This window comes from Paenibacillus sp. RC334 (genome assembly GCF_030034735.1).
GTDB classification, from domain to species: Bacteria; Bacillota; Bacilli; order Paenibacillales; family Paenibacillaceae; genus Paenibacillus; species Paenibacillus terrae_A.
Window position 1 is genome coordinate 4528044 of record NZ_CP125370.1, and the last position, 14023, is coordinate 4542066.

A 14023-nucleotide genomic window follows, 5' to 3' on the forward strand; every position below is an offset into this window, starting at 1 on the left:
AACAGGATGATTTTCATCCTCACATTAACTTGGGAGAGTGAGTATTTAATGAAAAAAGTATGGGTTTCACTTCTTGGAGGAGCTATGCTATTAGGAGCAGTAGCACCCGGAGCATCCGCAGCGGAGAATTCTGTTGCCGAGCCCACTCAGTTTACGCCAACATTTCAAACGGTAGACTGGAAATCTCCTTCATCGCTATCAGGTGACAATCTGGTCTGGAGCTTTTTAAATCGACAACAGAAAAAATTAATGAGTATGGACAACAGCGGCACCAGTGCCCGTGAGCAATTTCGGATCGTGGATCGAACCAGTGATAAATTCGGTACGCAACATTATCGCCTAAAACAGTATGTGGACGGCATCCCCGTATTTGGAGCTGAACAGACGATCCATGTGAATAAGGCTGGTAAAATTACTTCTTATCTGGGAGCTGTCATTTCAGAAGATCAGCAAGCGGACGCTAAAGAAAATACAACTCCAAAAATTAGCGCTACTGAGGCCGTATATACTGCGTATGAAGATGCAGCTACACGCGTTCAATCTCTCTCTTCCTCTGCTAATACCGTTTCTGAACCTTCCGAGGACGTTAGCAGTGTAAGTAAAGACACCTACGCAGAAGCATCTAACAACGAAGGATATCCCTCTATTGACAAGGATAAGCTGGATCTGGAAAAAGAAGCTGAACTGAAAAATAGTAAATTGGAAGCGGTAGAGCCTGCGTCTGCACCTATCGCCAAAATCGCCAATCTGGAACCAAACGTGGACCCTAAGGCAGAGTTGTACATCTATCCCGATGGAGACACAACACGTCTGGTTTATGTAACGGAAGTTAATATTTTGCAGCCTACTTTACTGCGCACACGTTACTTTATTGATGCCAATGACGGCAAAATCGTGTTCAAGTATGACATCCTCAATGAAGTAATCGGCACAGGTCGTGGTGTACTCGGGGATACCAAAACGTTCGAAACAACAGCTTCCGGTAAAAAGTACCAATTGAAGGATGCGACTCGTGGTAAAGGCATCTTAACTTACAATGTTCACAATACCGAGACGCTTCCAGGCACCCTTTATACAAGTACAGATAACGTATGGAAAGATCCGGCTGCGGTGGATGCCCATGCTTATGCCATTCGCACCTATGATTATTATAAAGAAAAATTTGGACGCGACAGCATCGACGGACGTGGCATGGCTATTGCCTCGGCAGTCCATTACGGGGAAAAGAACTACAATAATGCCCACTGGGGCGGCACCCATATGCTATACGGAGACGGTGACGGCACGCTATTTGCCCCTTTCAGCAGCGACCTTGAAATTGTTGCTCACGAGCTGACTCACGGCGTGACCGAGCATTCATCCGGGCTGGTGTATTTCGCTGAATCTGGCGCACTGAGTGAAAGCATCTCGGATATTATCGGTAACGACATTGAGCGTACCAACTGGGATTTTGGCAAAGTCGCTTATACACCAAAAATTAAGGGTGACGCAATCCGCTCCCTTTCCGATCCTGTCAAATACGGTCAGGTAGATCACTACAGCAATTTTTATCCTGACCCGAATAACGAGGATTATGGTGGGACCCATATTAATAGCGGTATTATTAATAAAGCCTACTATCTACTGGCACAGGGCGGTACCTTTCATGGTGTCAAGGTAGATGGAATCGGACGTGATGCAGCCGTATATATTTACTATAATGCCTTTACTAATTACCTGACCTCCACTTCTAACTTCTCCACTGCACGCGCCGCCGTTATTCAGGCAGCCAAGGACAGCTATGGTGAAAATTCAATAGCAGTCATTTCTGCCATTAAGTCCTTTGACGCTGTAGGTGTGAAATAAGTTGAGCTTAAACAAGCAATCTTCTGGCTCTACTTAGGATGTACAAAAAGAGGGCGATATTACCATTACAAGTGTGCCCTCTTCCCCCTCATGTATACGGCTTCCCTTCATCGGGACGCCTTTTTCTTGTTTTATGCAAATTCGCAATCCTGTGCAGAGGTCTTTTAATCGTGCCCGATTGCAATCCACAGAATCAAACCTTCACAAACCGAACCTGCATGTCTGCGTTCCACAGTGAACACCGCCGAATCTCTCTGACAATTCGTTACAGATACTATTACCCCAGGCATGCTCGCATTACCTGTGATTGCATAACGTACATCCTGGAATGGCTGCTCAAACACAATGCTCACATCATCCCTGTCCGCTTCTGCGGGAATGTAAAAAGGAATGCTGCCAAACCGTGTTGAGGCCACTCTTGAATTAAATGTATGCTCACGAAGAAGCCCGTCATCATAAGTCACGTTAAGCGGAGGTTCGTCATCATCCGTAAAAGCAGCAGCAGGCTTGTCAGCGGACAACGCTACCCGCTGCTGCTTGAGGCGATGCCTGCCTTCAGCAATGTGAATACTGGTAATGGAGCAATCCAGCAACGATTCCTGCTCTGACTGACCTCTGTATGCTATAGACGATATGCCTTCTTCTGTATTATGTTCCGTATCTGCCTCAGGCACAGACAGCAGCAGTACAGACGCCCGGTTCATCAGCATGGCTTCCTCCAGTGTCTTGGGAAGCTTATGCTTCCGCCATGCTGCTTCATCCACAGTGATAGGGTCATGAGCTGGAGCATGGATATCCACCATTGGCTTTACACTTGCCGTTTCCCGCTGGATCGGTTTGCCGGATACGGAAGACGTTTTATTTTTGTCTATTCGAGGGGAGGGAACCGCGTTGGAAGGGTTACGCCGCGCTGTTCTTTTATCCTTACTATTATGGTTCATACGATGGTTCATAATGAACGCTCCTTTGGACAGGAGTGAACCAGCGGTCGCTCCGCTTCATTCACCCGGCTGGGAATTATGCTAATGCCTATACGATAGCCTATGCTCACAGCTGGGCTCATGTCACTACGTTACGCAATCCAGCATGATTTGCGCCCAGCGCTGTGCTGAATGCTGCCATAAAAATCGTTTTCGCACCTCGTTAAGCCCGGCCTCTCCCATGCGCCGCCGCAATTCAGGCTGCTGAAGCAGTCCGATGACGGCAGCGGCCATTTCCTGCTCCCCCTGAGATGGCGAAACAAGCCAGCCCGTCTCCCCGTGCCGTACAATCTCCGGAATGCCGCCTGTATGGGAAGCAACTACGGGCACGCCTGCGGCCATCGCCTCCAGATTGACCAGCCCGAAGGCCTCATCTCTCACCGAAGGAACAACGGTCACATCGGCCAACTGATATAGCGAGGCCAATGCCGGATGGGGAACATAGTCGAGAAACTTGACGTGCTTTCCCATCCTGAGCTTACGCGTCTGCCGATGCAGCGACACCGAGTAAGGCGTGAGGCGATCCTGCCCGTAATAGGCGCTGCCCGCAATGAGCAGCAGCACATCCGGGCAGGTACGGGCGATGCGCGGCAGGGCCTTGAGCAGCCGATGAACGCCTTTACCCGGTACCAGCCTGCCCGCGTAGAGTACGATGCGACGGCCTTCCCAGCCGAAATCGTTCAGCCGTGCCGCTCTGACCGCTTCCGCCGCAGGGGTCCAGCGCGGCAGGAAATCGCCGGGATGAATGCCCAGCTCATTTATAGCGATGCGTTGCCTGACAGCATCAGAGCTGTCAGCGGTCACGGCTGCCCGCATGTAGGCGCTGTTCACGATGATCCGCTCCATCGGCTGCAGAGATCGATCCACTTCCTTCCGTTTGAGGTGCGGCTCCCGGATGAAAGTGGTCGAATGCAAAGTTAGCACGACCCGGCTATCGGGCAAAGCGTTGTGAATCGCATATGCCGCAGCCGGGCGGTTGTGTACATCCACCACCGCAGGTGACCATCTTTTCAGGTCAGCAATCACCTCGGGAATATAACTTGGCCCCTGCTTATAACGTATGCATGGCACCCCGTCCACATCGGCGTTATCCGGTACCTCTTCTCCCCGTATGCCATATATCTGTACCTGAAGCTTATCGCTGGCCAGCGGTACCGTATGGGCAATAACCCGCTCCACCGAGCTGCTGCGGGGCGAAGGTATAACAAAAGAGCCCGGTGTAATAACTGCTACCTTCGGCCTCTGCATCAGCCCTGCACCTTCTTTCCTCTTTGATTCAAGCTCTCTCCTGCAAATTCTCTTCAACACTCATGGTGTATCATATCGTCCCCCTGCCTGAAAGGTGCCTGGCTCCTCACTTTGGGCAAGCAGCAAGGCTACCGTCCATGCCTGGCCGATCTTTGATACATATGATGGACTAGAACCACTGAATTGTCAGTTGGAGTCACAACAAGGAAGGGCGGACATACCCATGCTGCATGTCGGCGTCATGCTCAACCCGGCAACGTACCGGGGCATCCCCGCCATGAGGACCGGATATGAATCACTCGCCAATTACGTGGACACCGGGTTGAGCCATGAGCTAATCCCCTGCTTTCTTCGTTTGGAGGAAATTCATATACCGACCGGAACATGCCGGGCTTTTGTTAAACACGGTAACGGCTATCAGCAGATGACTCTCCCGTTGCCACGGGTCATCCACAATCGGACTCTCTATCGGCAAAACGAAAACGCCCGTGAAATCAACAGACTGGTGCAGAACGGAATTTATATCTTTAATGAACAAAACCGTTTCCGTAAGGACCACATACATGCGATATTGCAGGAAGACCCTCTGCTGCACCCCCATCTTCCGCGAACGCTACAAGGCAATCCGGCTTCGATTCGTACCTTGATGGAGCAGACCGGAGATGTCATCATCAAACCAAGCAGCGGGAGCATCGGCAAAGGAATTATGCGCCTGAGACATTCCCGTAGTGACTGGACTTTACAATGCGCACATCCCGCTGTACCCGATCGCTGGACTACACTGCGCCTGCATGCTGGAGAACTGCCTTCATTTCTGCACAAGCGGCTGTTGCATAGTCCTCATATCGTGCAGGAAACTTTACCGCTCGCTTTGTATAACAACCGCCCTTTTGATATTCGCGTGACGGTTCAACGCGGATATGGCAGCATTTGGAGCGTAACGGGCATGTTTGCCAAAATTGCTCCCTCCCACACCTTCGTTTCCAATGTGGCGCAGGGTGGCTCAGCCCGTTTCTTGCCAGAGGTGCTGTCACAGGTACAAACGGCTCAGCCAATGAACGCAGCCCGTCTAATGAATGAATTGGAAAGGCTCGCGTTGCAAATCGTCCATAGGCTGGCACAAAACCTTCCCCGGCTCGCCGATGTCGGTCTGGACCTGGGCATTACGCAAGAAGGCAAGATTGTTTTTATCGAATGCAACGGTCGCGATCAGCGCTACGGATTCAGCCAGGCGGGCATGAACAATGTCTGGAAAGAAACGTACACTAAGCCGATGGCTTACGCACGTTGGCTTCTCGAACGGATGCCCCCGGCGGACACTGCCCGTTCACTCGACCGTCCACTGTATTGATTTACGTCACATTCTGTGTCAATATAATTCAGAGCGGCCGGACATGTTCCGGCCAAGACGGCTCGGAAATGAACAAGGGGGATCTGAAATGGCAAAACAGTGGCTGCGGCTCATGACTGAGCTATCATCGCGCAAGTGGGTGTGCCGGGTTGTGGGTTCCTTCGCGCAAAGCGGTGCAAGCCGACTTTTTATCCCCACCTTTATACGTACGTACCAGATCCAGACGCATGAGGCTGAACAGGAATGGAAGGAATACCGTTCCCTGAACGCCTATTTTACACGCAAATTAAAAGCGGGCATGCGCCCGATTGATACGAACGCCGAGGTGATGACCAGCCCGGTGGATGCGCGGATTACGTTCACTGGCCCAATTACGTCCGGCACTATTTTGAATGTCAAAGGTCAGGACTATACGCTGGATGAGTTGCTTAACCGTTCGCCGCGTCTTGAGAAATACACGCACGGCTATGCCTTTGTGCTGTATCTCAGCCCGACCGATTATCATCGTATTCATGCGCCGGTATCCGGTACACTGGTGGAGAAGGAGCATTTGCGCGGCAAGGTATATCCGGTGAATGACTTCGGCTTACAGCACATGAGAGCGGTTCTGAGCCGCAATGAACGGCAGATTACGTACATAGCCCATGAATACGGCGAGGTGGCGGTCGTCAAGGTTGGCGCGATGAATGTAAGCAGCATCAAATACACCGATGATGAAGCTGTCTCATGGGAAAAAGGCGAGGATCTCGCATATTTCGAGTTTGGATCAACCGTCGTTTTGCTGACCGAAAACGGCACGTTTGATCCTGACCCTGCGCTGAAGCTGGGAGATGTGGTTAGAATGGGGCAGCGTCTCGGTTGCTTCCGGCACGATCCCAAAGTGTAAGCACGTTTGCCGTTACAGCATGACAACAGCAACATATATGATAAAGGACCCGACATCATTGCTCAGGTCCTTTTTTGTGTTTATCTTTTTATTCGTTATAGGAAATATGCTCAGAACCACACGTTCACCGCTCCGTCGCTTGGCTACAGCCTGTCCACCCGCTCATTCCTTCAGCTGATCTCGGATGGACTTTTCCCCGTGTACTGCTTGAATTGGCGGCTGAAGAAAAAAATATCGCGGTATCCCAAAGCCTCTGCCACCTCAGTCACATTCATTCCGGCATGTAGTAACAGATGCTGTGCGCGCTCAATTCGCATGCTGATGATATGAGATTGAGCGGAAACACCCAGCAACTCCTTGAATTTGATTGAAAAATAGCGCGGTGACAGCCCTGCCCGTGCCGCCAAATCCTCGACGCGATGAGGAAGCCCGGGATGCTGGCGCACATAATTGGCCGTTTCCCGGATGACCTCGGTGAGCTGGTGGCTGGCCGACCGCTCCTGCGGCTCCTTGCGGTCGGCACGCAGCAGATGTATCATGAGCTGCTTCAGGATTAGCCTGCACTCCTCCTCGGCCCCGTAAGCACGTTCCAGGCGCAGACGGACGTACCTGGCAAGCATATGCTCCACCTCGATCGTTTCCTCCAGCATACGATAGCTTGCAGGTATGATCTCCGGCTGCTCGGTAAGATCAAAATGAATATAGGTAAGTATTAGCGGCTTTTGCGGGTTATGTGTAGCTCGGGTATCATCCCCCGGCTTGAACAGGAAGCAGCTTCCTTTGCTTACCGGATAGGACTCCCCGTTCAATACAACCGTTCCTTCACCGCTCCATACATAAAATAAATCATAGTTTGGCATCGGCCTTTCACGCACCTGCCATTTCCAGCCCGGCTCGCACACAATTTTGGCAAAGGCGGACAACAGGATGAACGATGACGCAGACGTATCCAGCAAAATCTGCACCTCCTTATGCTATTCTTTCGTTGTCCCTGATCCCGTTAAATTATAATATAAGCGCAGAACAGCCATTACGCAAAAAATAAAGCCTTCTTTTTCAGGAACGCTTTTGCGTGACGCTTACCGTGTGTGATGCTATAATATGTAATCAAAATGACTTGGAAGGATGAAACCGGAATGAATCCACTGGCAGCGCAGTTAAACCGCAACATTCAGGCAAGCAACGAGCATGTATATGAAATGCTTTCTCTTTTAGGTAAAGAGATTTATTTCCCAAAAGAAGGAATTTTGAGTCAATCCGCAGAGGCGGGGAAACTTGCCAAGAAGTACAACGCTACGATTGGTATTGCTACCGAGGGCAGCGGCCCTATGCATTTGGGGGTCATTCAGGAGAAGCTGTCCGCATACAGCCCCAAGGACCTGTACCCTTATGCCCCCCTGCGGGCAAGCCTGAACTGCGTAGTGTATGGCGGGAAAAAATGCTGAAGGAAAACCCGTCGCTCGCTGGAAAAAGCTACGGCCTACCGGTGGTTACGAACGCGCTGACTCATGGATTGAGCATCGTTGCCGACCTGTTTACGGATGAAGGGGATGCTGTCATTTATCCGGACAAGAACTGGGAAAATTATGAGCTGACCTTCGGTATTCGCCGTCATGGACGATTGGTGAATTTCCCGTTGTTCACAGAGGATCAACGTTTTAATAGTGAGGGGTTACGTGAAGCGCTGCTGGCGCAGAAGGAATACGGCAAAGCCATCGTTGTGCTGAACTTCCCGAACAACCCGACCGGCTATACACCGGGAATCGAAGAAGGCAAAGCGATTGTTGCTGCCATTCAGGAAGCAGCAGAAGCAGGCATCAATGTTGTAGTTGTGACAGATGACGCTTATTTTGGCCTGTTCTTCGAGGATTCGCTGCATGAATCGCTATTCGGCCAGTTGGCTGGACTTCATCCAAGAATTTTACCAGTCAAAATTGACGGAGCTACCAAAGAAGAATTCGTTTGGGGCTTCCGTGTCGGATTTATTACCTTTGCTTCGGAACATCAGGACGTGCTGAGCGCACTGGAGCAAAAAACACTGGGAATTATACGGGCAACGATTTCCAGCGGCCCTCACCCGTCGCAAACCTTCGTGCTGGATGCTCTCAAATCACCGGATTTTGAGCAACAGAAGGAAGAAAAGTTCCAAATCATGAAAGGCCGGGCCAACAAGGTCAAGGCGTTACTTGATAGCGGAAAATACGGAGATGTATGGAGTTACTATCCTTTCAACTCGGGTTATTTCATGTGTCTCAAGCTGAACGGCTTATCCGCCGAACAATTGCGCACACATCTGCTGGAGCAATATGGGGTGGGAACGATTGCGCTGGGTGAGCATGATCTCCGTATCGCGTTCTCCTGTATCGAGGAAGAATATCTGGAAGACTTGTACGACATTGTGTATCGTGGTGTGCAAGACTTATTGAACGCCTAATCTAATCGGTACTGACTGGTTAGAGTTATAGCTGGATGGAGCGGTGTGCCGGATGTTGCGGCATACCGTTTTTTTATATCCCCTGCTGAACGATTCATTCACAACTCGAAGCACTTATCCCTCAGCAGCCAGCAAAGATTATTGTGCCAGCGGCAGCAAAATGATAACCTCCGTACCCGCTCCCGGCTCGCTCTCATACCGTATACTGCCGTTCATCGCTTCAATCATGCGAAAGGAGACTGCTGTTCCCAGCCCTGTTCCTACTTCTTTGGTCGAAAAAAACAAAGTGCCTACCCGCTCCAGATGTTCCGGGCTCATGCCTTTTCCAGTATCCTTGATATTCAGACATGCCTTCTCTTCCTGAACTGCCAGCTTTATGTCTACCTCGCCTCCATCTTCCGCAGCCTCAATCGCATTTTTCGTGATATGAATTAACGCCTGCAACAGTTGATTACGATCCGTATGTAGATATATATCATTCCTTAGCTCCGTCTGCATTCTTACGCCTTGCTTGGTCGCCATCGGTTTCAGGAGCAGAACAATCTGTTGAACCATGCCGGACAGATCCATCAGCTCTGTCTTCCCAATCTGCGGCTTGGATAAATTCAAATAGTCGCTAATGATTCTTTCAGCCCGATCCACCTCCGCCAGCGCCAGCGCCATATATCTGCGGTTTTTCCCTTCCAGCCCTGACTGAACCATTTGCAGAAACCCTTTAACGACTGTCAACGGATTTCGAACTTCGTGAGCCATGGAGGCGGCCAGTTCCCCTAACGTATTGAGACGTTCAGCATATTTGATCTTTTTTCTCATCTCTTCCCGCTCCAGACTAAACTCCATCCAGCAAGAGGCGGCTCCGATACTTAGAAATTGAATTATAGCAAACCAGAGAACCCCCTTGAACAGCTCGGCTTCATCCTGATCCAGTCTGCCGTTGGCCCAGGAATGCATCATAAGAATAACCAGCATAATCACATTCATCCATACACTCATGAGCAAGTTTATCCACACTCGGGGCAGCATACCTTTGAGCTGCATAAATCTTTTTCTCACCAAGAGAGGTACGAGATAACATAGCAGCATGCTAATCAGCCCCACCCCGATGGAATCAGGTCCAACATAAATGCGAGCCATCACCATGAGTGTTATATTCACCAGTCCTGCTCCGGGTCCAAAATATAAAACGGAGAGGATCAGCGGAACATATCGGAGATCCCAAAACAAGCCATACCAGCTATACGAGAAAATAAGACAAAGCACAGAAGAGATACCCAGCACCCCTCCCATGAGCAATGGGGCATGTTTCATATGTCGATGATCCGATAAAGTGCTATACACCAGCAAGGGTACAAAAACCAGAAATATATTCACGAGCAGCTTGTCTGCCAGCATCTCGTTGTTCCCACTTTCCAAGTGATAATGATTACATACTTCTTCTATTCTCGACAAAACGTGGCTTTTCCTCTCTATCCCCCCCTATCCGTTGAAAAAAATAAGGCGATCCGGCAATGTACCTCCACATTGGCCCAAGCAATACGAAAATGCGCTTCATAATATACGGTGTATCCTACATCACGATGACCGAGAGGAGAATGAGCATGGGAGCAGAAGAAACAAGAGGCGGTTACGGTGGTTACGGTGGTTTCGGCGCATTCACAAGCACAGGAACGATTCTGGTGCTGTTCATTTTGTTAGTGATCATCAGCAAAACGATTTTCATTTAAGCAGACGGACATCTGCGCCCACGGCTGACAAATAGCAGCTTCCCACGAAAAAAGGTTATTCTGCAAACAGCCCTTGCTGCTTGCGGAATAACCTTTGCTTTATCCACACAGGATTAAACTTCTTCTTCATCTTGACCGTCCAGGCGCCATTTCTTCGCCTGAGCGCCTCGTACCAGGTATACTACCAACACTCCACCAGCCAGCGTAAGCAGCATGGAGATCATCCCTTCAGTTCCTCTCAACAAAAAAGGAAGCCACAGGACGACCGCAACCGGCAACAGCAGCCGGACAACAAAGTCCAGGAAAGACGCGCGGCGGGTATGTGCAGGAAGCGGATAGAGCTGGAGCCATAGCGAATCCTTGTGGTACTGCCTTAGCGAAGTAATCTGCACGCCGATCAGGAATATAAAAAATACATACACAGCGATACCGATCCAGCTCGTATGCGTGATCCATATAATCAACAGGCCGAGGATACCCAGTCGTATCACCATCCCCACAGGCTCTGTGCGCACAAAGGTCTTGAACAGCAGGTAACGATAAGCTCCCCTTTTGTCCCACGGTATGTTACCACCCAACCAGGACAACCAACGACGCGGAGTCACTCTCTGCGTAAGGGCCGGCACATCAACAAACCAGCCCAAAGTACGCATCACACGGGCAGCCTGAATACCTTCTGTGCGGATCAGGGTTTCCCATGCCACCAGCAGTTTGACCGGAAAACGCAGGACAAGCACGTACACCACACCTACCAGTATGATAAACGGCAAGCTGCGCAGCGGAGGCTGCCACAGCCATGCGGCTACCAGCAGCACTGCCAGCGCCCAGCGAAGCAGACGATACCCCATACTCGCGCCGCGCGATACCATGCGCAGCTCCTGCCAGCCGCCATAGCTGAACAGCAGCTTCAGCAGCACGAACAGCAGTATGGTCAGCAGCAGTGACTTAGGCGCAGTGTCGCTGCGGATATACAGCGGCCACGCGATCACAAGCAGCAACAGCAGGCCGAATATTTTGTACACTACGCCACGGATACGGCTGGACTTAAAATATTGGTGCATCGCATACTCCTGCGGACGCAGGAAGACGATATCGGCTTCATTCAAATACGTACGGAAGCTCACATGAGCGACCGGAACAGCTACAATGAGCATAATCCAGCGGATGGGCAAATCCGGCGGGATATGCATAATCAACGACGTGTACCATGCGGCAAAGGCAATCAGCGCAAAGCCGAAGACGACCGCCAGACCGCTCTGAATGACATAGCCGAGATAAGGCAGCACTTGTCCCCAGAACGCAACACGTCTTTCTTTATGTATACGTTGCAAATCCATGCTCATTCCCTGCCCTGTACCAGCTCATAAAATGCATCTTCCAGCGGCATGCCCGGCTTACCCGCCTGTGCTGTCACTTCGTCCAGCGTGCCCTGTGCAATGATGGCACCCTGATGAAGCACAATGAAACGATCACAATAATTTTCAATCGTGGACAAAATATGAGAACTAAGTAAAATGGACGAGCCCGAGCGCTTCATTTCCAGCATAAAATCAAGCAGGGAACGAATACCGAGCGGGTCCAGACCCAAAAATGGCTCATCAATCACATACAGCGGCGGCCCCGCCAAAAATGCGCACATAATCATCACTTTCTGGCGCATCCCTTTGGAAAGATGCATCGACATGCTTCCGCTCTTATCCCGCATACGGAACAAGTCCAGCATTTGGTCACTGCGGGTGCGGAAATCAGCTTCACTGACTCCATACGCTCTGGCGGTGAATTCCATATGCTCCATCACGGTCATTTCGGGATACAGCTCTGGAGACTCGGGTACAAAAGCAATGGCTCCCTGATACTGCTCGGGATTTTCCGCCTGCTTATGTCCCTGCACGCGGATTTCTCCCGCCTGCGGTGTCATCAGACCCAAAATATGCTTCATCGTCGTACTTTTCCCGGCTCCATTCAGACCGATCAGCCCCACCATTTCGCCCGGCTTTACATCCAGAGAAATCTGGTGCAGCACCGGGCGCTTGGCGCTGTATCCGCCTGTCAGTCCATTAATTTGCAATACAGGCTGTTGTTCCATGGCTCCCCCTCTTCTCACTTATCCGTTCGGTTTTGACCCTTTTTCCTTCAGCCATCTTGGTGCTCCCTTATTTTTACGATCACGCTCGCGCTGCGCTTTCCCTGCTTTGGACAAAGCTGCTCCTTTGCTCTTGCCTGGAGCCGAGCTATTTGCCGCAGTTCTGCCAGGACGACCGTTCTCACCGCGGGCAGGTGCCTTGCGGCTTTCCACTGGTGCTCCGTCAGAAGTAGGTCTGGCTTCGGATGGCCTTGCAGGCGCTCGCTTGGCATCCACCGGACGCGGCACGACAACCCGGCCTCCGTGCAACGCACGCTCCGCAATGTCGATGCCCAGTTCACGGGAAAATTTACGCATGATGAATGTTTCACGGTCGGTAACAACCGACGCAACCAATCCTTTACGTCCCATTCGTCCGGTCCGTCCTGCACGGTGAACATAAGCCTGACTGTCCGTAGCCGGATCAAAATGGATCACCATCTCCAGTCCCTCAATATCCAGACCACGGGCTGCCACATCGGAAGCAATCAGCACCTTGAGCTTGTCCGCACGAAACTGGGCCAGCACGTTGGTACGTGTAACTTTGTCCGCATCACCGTACAGGGATGCTGTAGTCAGTCCCATATGCTTGAGCTTGGCCTCAATCTCCCCGATGGCATTGGTTGTATTGACGAACACCAGTGCTTTTCTCGGATTAAAATGACGCACCAGTCGGCGCAGCATGTCCACCTTATCCCGTTCTTCGGATACAAAGTAGTAGTGTTCCAAACCGCTGGCCGTCTTCTGGTCAGGATCAATCCCGATTTCCACGTAATCCTGCATTTCCCGCTTGGCCAACGCTTGAATTTCGTCGTTCAGCGTCGCGGACAAAAATACTAACTGACGGTCACGCTGGGCAGTGCCCAAGATGTTCGTGACATCGCCTGCTCCCCCGAGCTGGAACATCTGATCCACCTCATCGATGACGATGGTTGTAATGTTGTGCATTTTCAGCTTCTTGGAAGCGATAAGTTCCCGTACACGTCCCGGTGTGCCAACCACAAGCTGCGGATGGTCCTTCAGCTTCTCGATCTGGCGCTTGACTGCCGCTCCACCGATCAGGCCGAGTACACGGATGCCGCGATGCTCCCCATAACGCTGACCTTCGCGTACAATTTGCATCGCCAGCTCCTGACTGGGAGCCAGGATCAGCTTTTGCGTAGCCTTTTTCTGCGGGTCAATGGCTTGCAGCAGCGGCAGCAAATAAGCCAGCGTCTTCCCTGTGCCGGTCTGCGAACGCGCCAATACATGCCTGCCCTTGATCATTTCTGGTATAGCCTGCGCCTGAACTGGCGAAGGCTGCGTAATCTCATGCTCAGCCAGCTTGGTCAACAGGTCTTGTTCAACGCCGAGCGATTCAAAATTCAATGTCATGAAAAGGTCCAACCCCTATACGTAAATTCGTTACTCTCCATTATATGCGAAAACAGCCC

The 14023-nt window shown here is 51.0% G+C and carries 11 protein-coding genes and 1 pseudogene; 5 read left to right on the forward strand and 7 right to left on the reverse strand.

The window, feature by feature from the left end:
- Positions 1–48 precede the first annotated feature (48 nt).
- Entirely contained in the window at positions 49–1845 is a 1797-nt protein-coding gene (locus QMK20_RS20800) for a M4 family metallopeptidase (RefSeq protein WP_283653135.1), read from the forward strand.
- A gap of 164 nt (positions 1846–2009) precedes the next feature.
- On the opposite strand, the gene QMK20_RS20805 is transcribed toward QMK20_RS20800, so the two are convergent.
- Positions 2010–2798 carry a WIAG-tail domain gene (locus QMK20_RS20805; protein ID WP_283653136.1) on the reverse strand — a complete coding sequence of 263 codons (789 nt, stop codon included), beginning with the start codon at positions 2796–2798 and terminating at the stop codon, positions 2010–2012.
- Positions 2799–2912: 114 nt separating this feature from the next.
- Positions 2913–4073, reverse strand: a complete 1161-nt coding sequence (locus QMK20_RS20810) for a glycosyltransferase family 4 protein (protein WP_283653137.1) — start codon at positions 4071–4073, stop codon at positions 2913–2915.
- Positions 4074–4296: 223 nt separating this feature from the next.
- On the opposite strand from QMK20_RS20810, the gene QMK20_RS20815 reads away from it, so the two are divergent.
- Both QMK20_RS20815 and asd read left to right on the forward strand, forming a co-directional pair.
- Complete coding sequence (locus QMK20_RS20815; RefSeq protein WP_283653138.1) at positions 4297–5424, forward strand: YheC/YheD family endospore coat-associated protein; 1128 nt, start codon at positions 4297–4299, stop codon at positions 5422–5424.
- A gap of 88 nt (positions 5425–5512) precedes the next feature.
- Complete coding sequence (gene asd, locus QMK20_RS20820; RefSeq protein ID WP_283653139.1) at positions 5513–6310, forward strand: archaetidylserine decarboxylase; 798 nt, start codon at positions 5513–5515, stop codon at positions 6308–6310.
- A gap of 170 nt (positions 6311–6480) precedes the next feature.
- On the opposite strand, the gene QMK20_RS20825 is transcribed toward asd, so the two are convergent.
- Positions 6481–7266, reverse strand: a complete 786-nt coding sequence (locus QMK20_RS20825) for a helix-turn-helix domain-containing protein (protein WP_283653140.1) — start codon at positions 7264–7266, stop codon at positions 6481–6483.
- A gap of 180 nt (positions 7267–7446) precedes the next feature.
- Here QMK20_RS20825 and QMK20_RS20830 point away from each other — a divergent pair.
- Positions 7447–8744: pseudogene (locus QMK20_RS20830) on the forward strand (aminotransferase class I/II-fold pyridoxal phosphate-dependent enzyme).
- 138 nt (positions 8745–8882) lie between these two features.
- Here QMK20_RS20830 and QMK20_RS20835 read toward each other — a convergent pair.
- A complete protein-coding gene (locus tag QMK20_RS20835) occupies positions 8883–10193 on the reverse strand; it encodes an ATP-binding protein (RefSeq protein WP_283653141.1) in 1311 nt (436 codons plus the stop codon).
- Positions 10194–10342: 149 nt separating this feature from the next.
- Here QMK20_RS20835 and QMK20_RS20840 point away from each other — a divergent pair, with 149 nt between their 5' ends.
- A complete protein-coding gene (locus tag QMK20_RS20840; RefSeq protein WP_014277794.1) occupies positions 10343–10468 on the forward strand; it encodes a hypothetical protein in 126 nt (41 codons plus the stop codon).
- Positions 10469–10581: 113 nt separating this feature from the next.
- Here the strand turns inward: QMK20_RS20840 and QMK20_RS20845 are convergent, their stop codons facing one another.
- The 3 genes from QMK20_RS20845 to QMK20_RS20855 are packed head-to-tail and all read right to left on the reverse strand — an operon-like array spanning position 10582 to position 13964.
- A complete protein-coding gene (locus QMK20_RS20845; RefSeq protein ID WP_283653142.1) occupies positions 10582–11805 on the reverse strand; it encodes an ABC transporter permease in 1224 nt (407 codons plus the stop codon).
- Between the two features lie 2 nt (positions 11806–11807).
- Positions 11808–12554: an ABC transporter ATP-binding protein gene (locus QMK20_RS20850; RefSeq protein WP_025685414.1), complete on the reverse strand. Its 747-nt coding sequence runs from the start codon at positions 12552–12554 to the stop codon at positions 11808–11810.
- An 18-nt stretch (positions 12555–12572) separates the two neighbouring features.
- A complete protein-coding gene (locus tag QMK20_RS20855) occupies positions 12573–13964 on the reverse strand; it encodes a DEAD/DEAH box helicase (RefSeq protein WP_283653143.1) in 1392 nt (463 codons plus the stop codon).
- Between the last annotated feature and the right edge of the window lie 59 nt (positions 13965–14023).

What these genes read in the sequence shown, in the direction of transcription:
- QMK20_RS20850 (WP_025685414.1), bottom strand. Translation starts at nt 12,554, where the DNA reads ATGGAACAACAGCCTGTATTGCAAATTAATGGACTGACAGGCGGATAC.
- QMK20_RS20855 (WP_283653143.1), bottom strand. Translation starts at nt 13,964, where the DNA reads ATGACATTGAATTTTGAATCGCTCGGCGTTGAACAAGACCTGTTGACC.
- QMK20_RS20805 (WP_283653136.1), bottom strand. Translation starts at nt 2,798, where the DNA reads ATGAACCATCGTATGAACCATAATAGTAAGGATAAAAGAACAGCGCGG.
- QMK20_RS20810 (WP_283653137.1), bottom strand. Translation starts at nt 4,073, where the DNA reads ATGCAGAGGCCGAAGGTAGCAGTTATTACACCGGGCTCTTTTGTTATA.
- QMK20_RS20840 (WP_014277794.1), top strand. Translation starts at nt 10,343, where the DNA reads ATGGGAGCAGAAGAAACAAGAGGCGGTTACGGTGGTTACGGTGGTTTC.
- asd (WP_283653139.1), top strand. Translation starts at nt 5,513, where the DNA reads ATGGCAAAACAGTGGCTGCGGCTCATGACTGAGCTATCATCGCGCAAG.
- QMK20_RS20800 (WP_283653135.1), top strand. Translation starts at nt 49, where the DNA reads ATGAAAAAAGTATGGGTTTCACTTCTTGGAGGAGCTATGCTATTAGGA.
- QMK20_RS20845 (WP_283653142.1), bottom strand. Translation starts at nt 11,805, where the DNA reads ATGGATTTGCAACGTATACATAAAGAAAGACGTGTTGCGTTCTGGGGA.
- QMK20_RS20815 (WP_283653138.1), top strand. Translation starts at nt 4,297, where the DNA reads ATGCTGCATGTCGGCGTCATGCTCAACCCGGCAACGTACCGGGGCATC.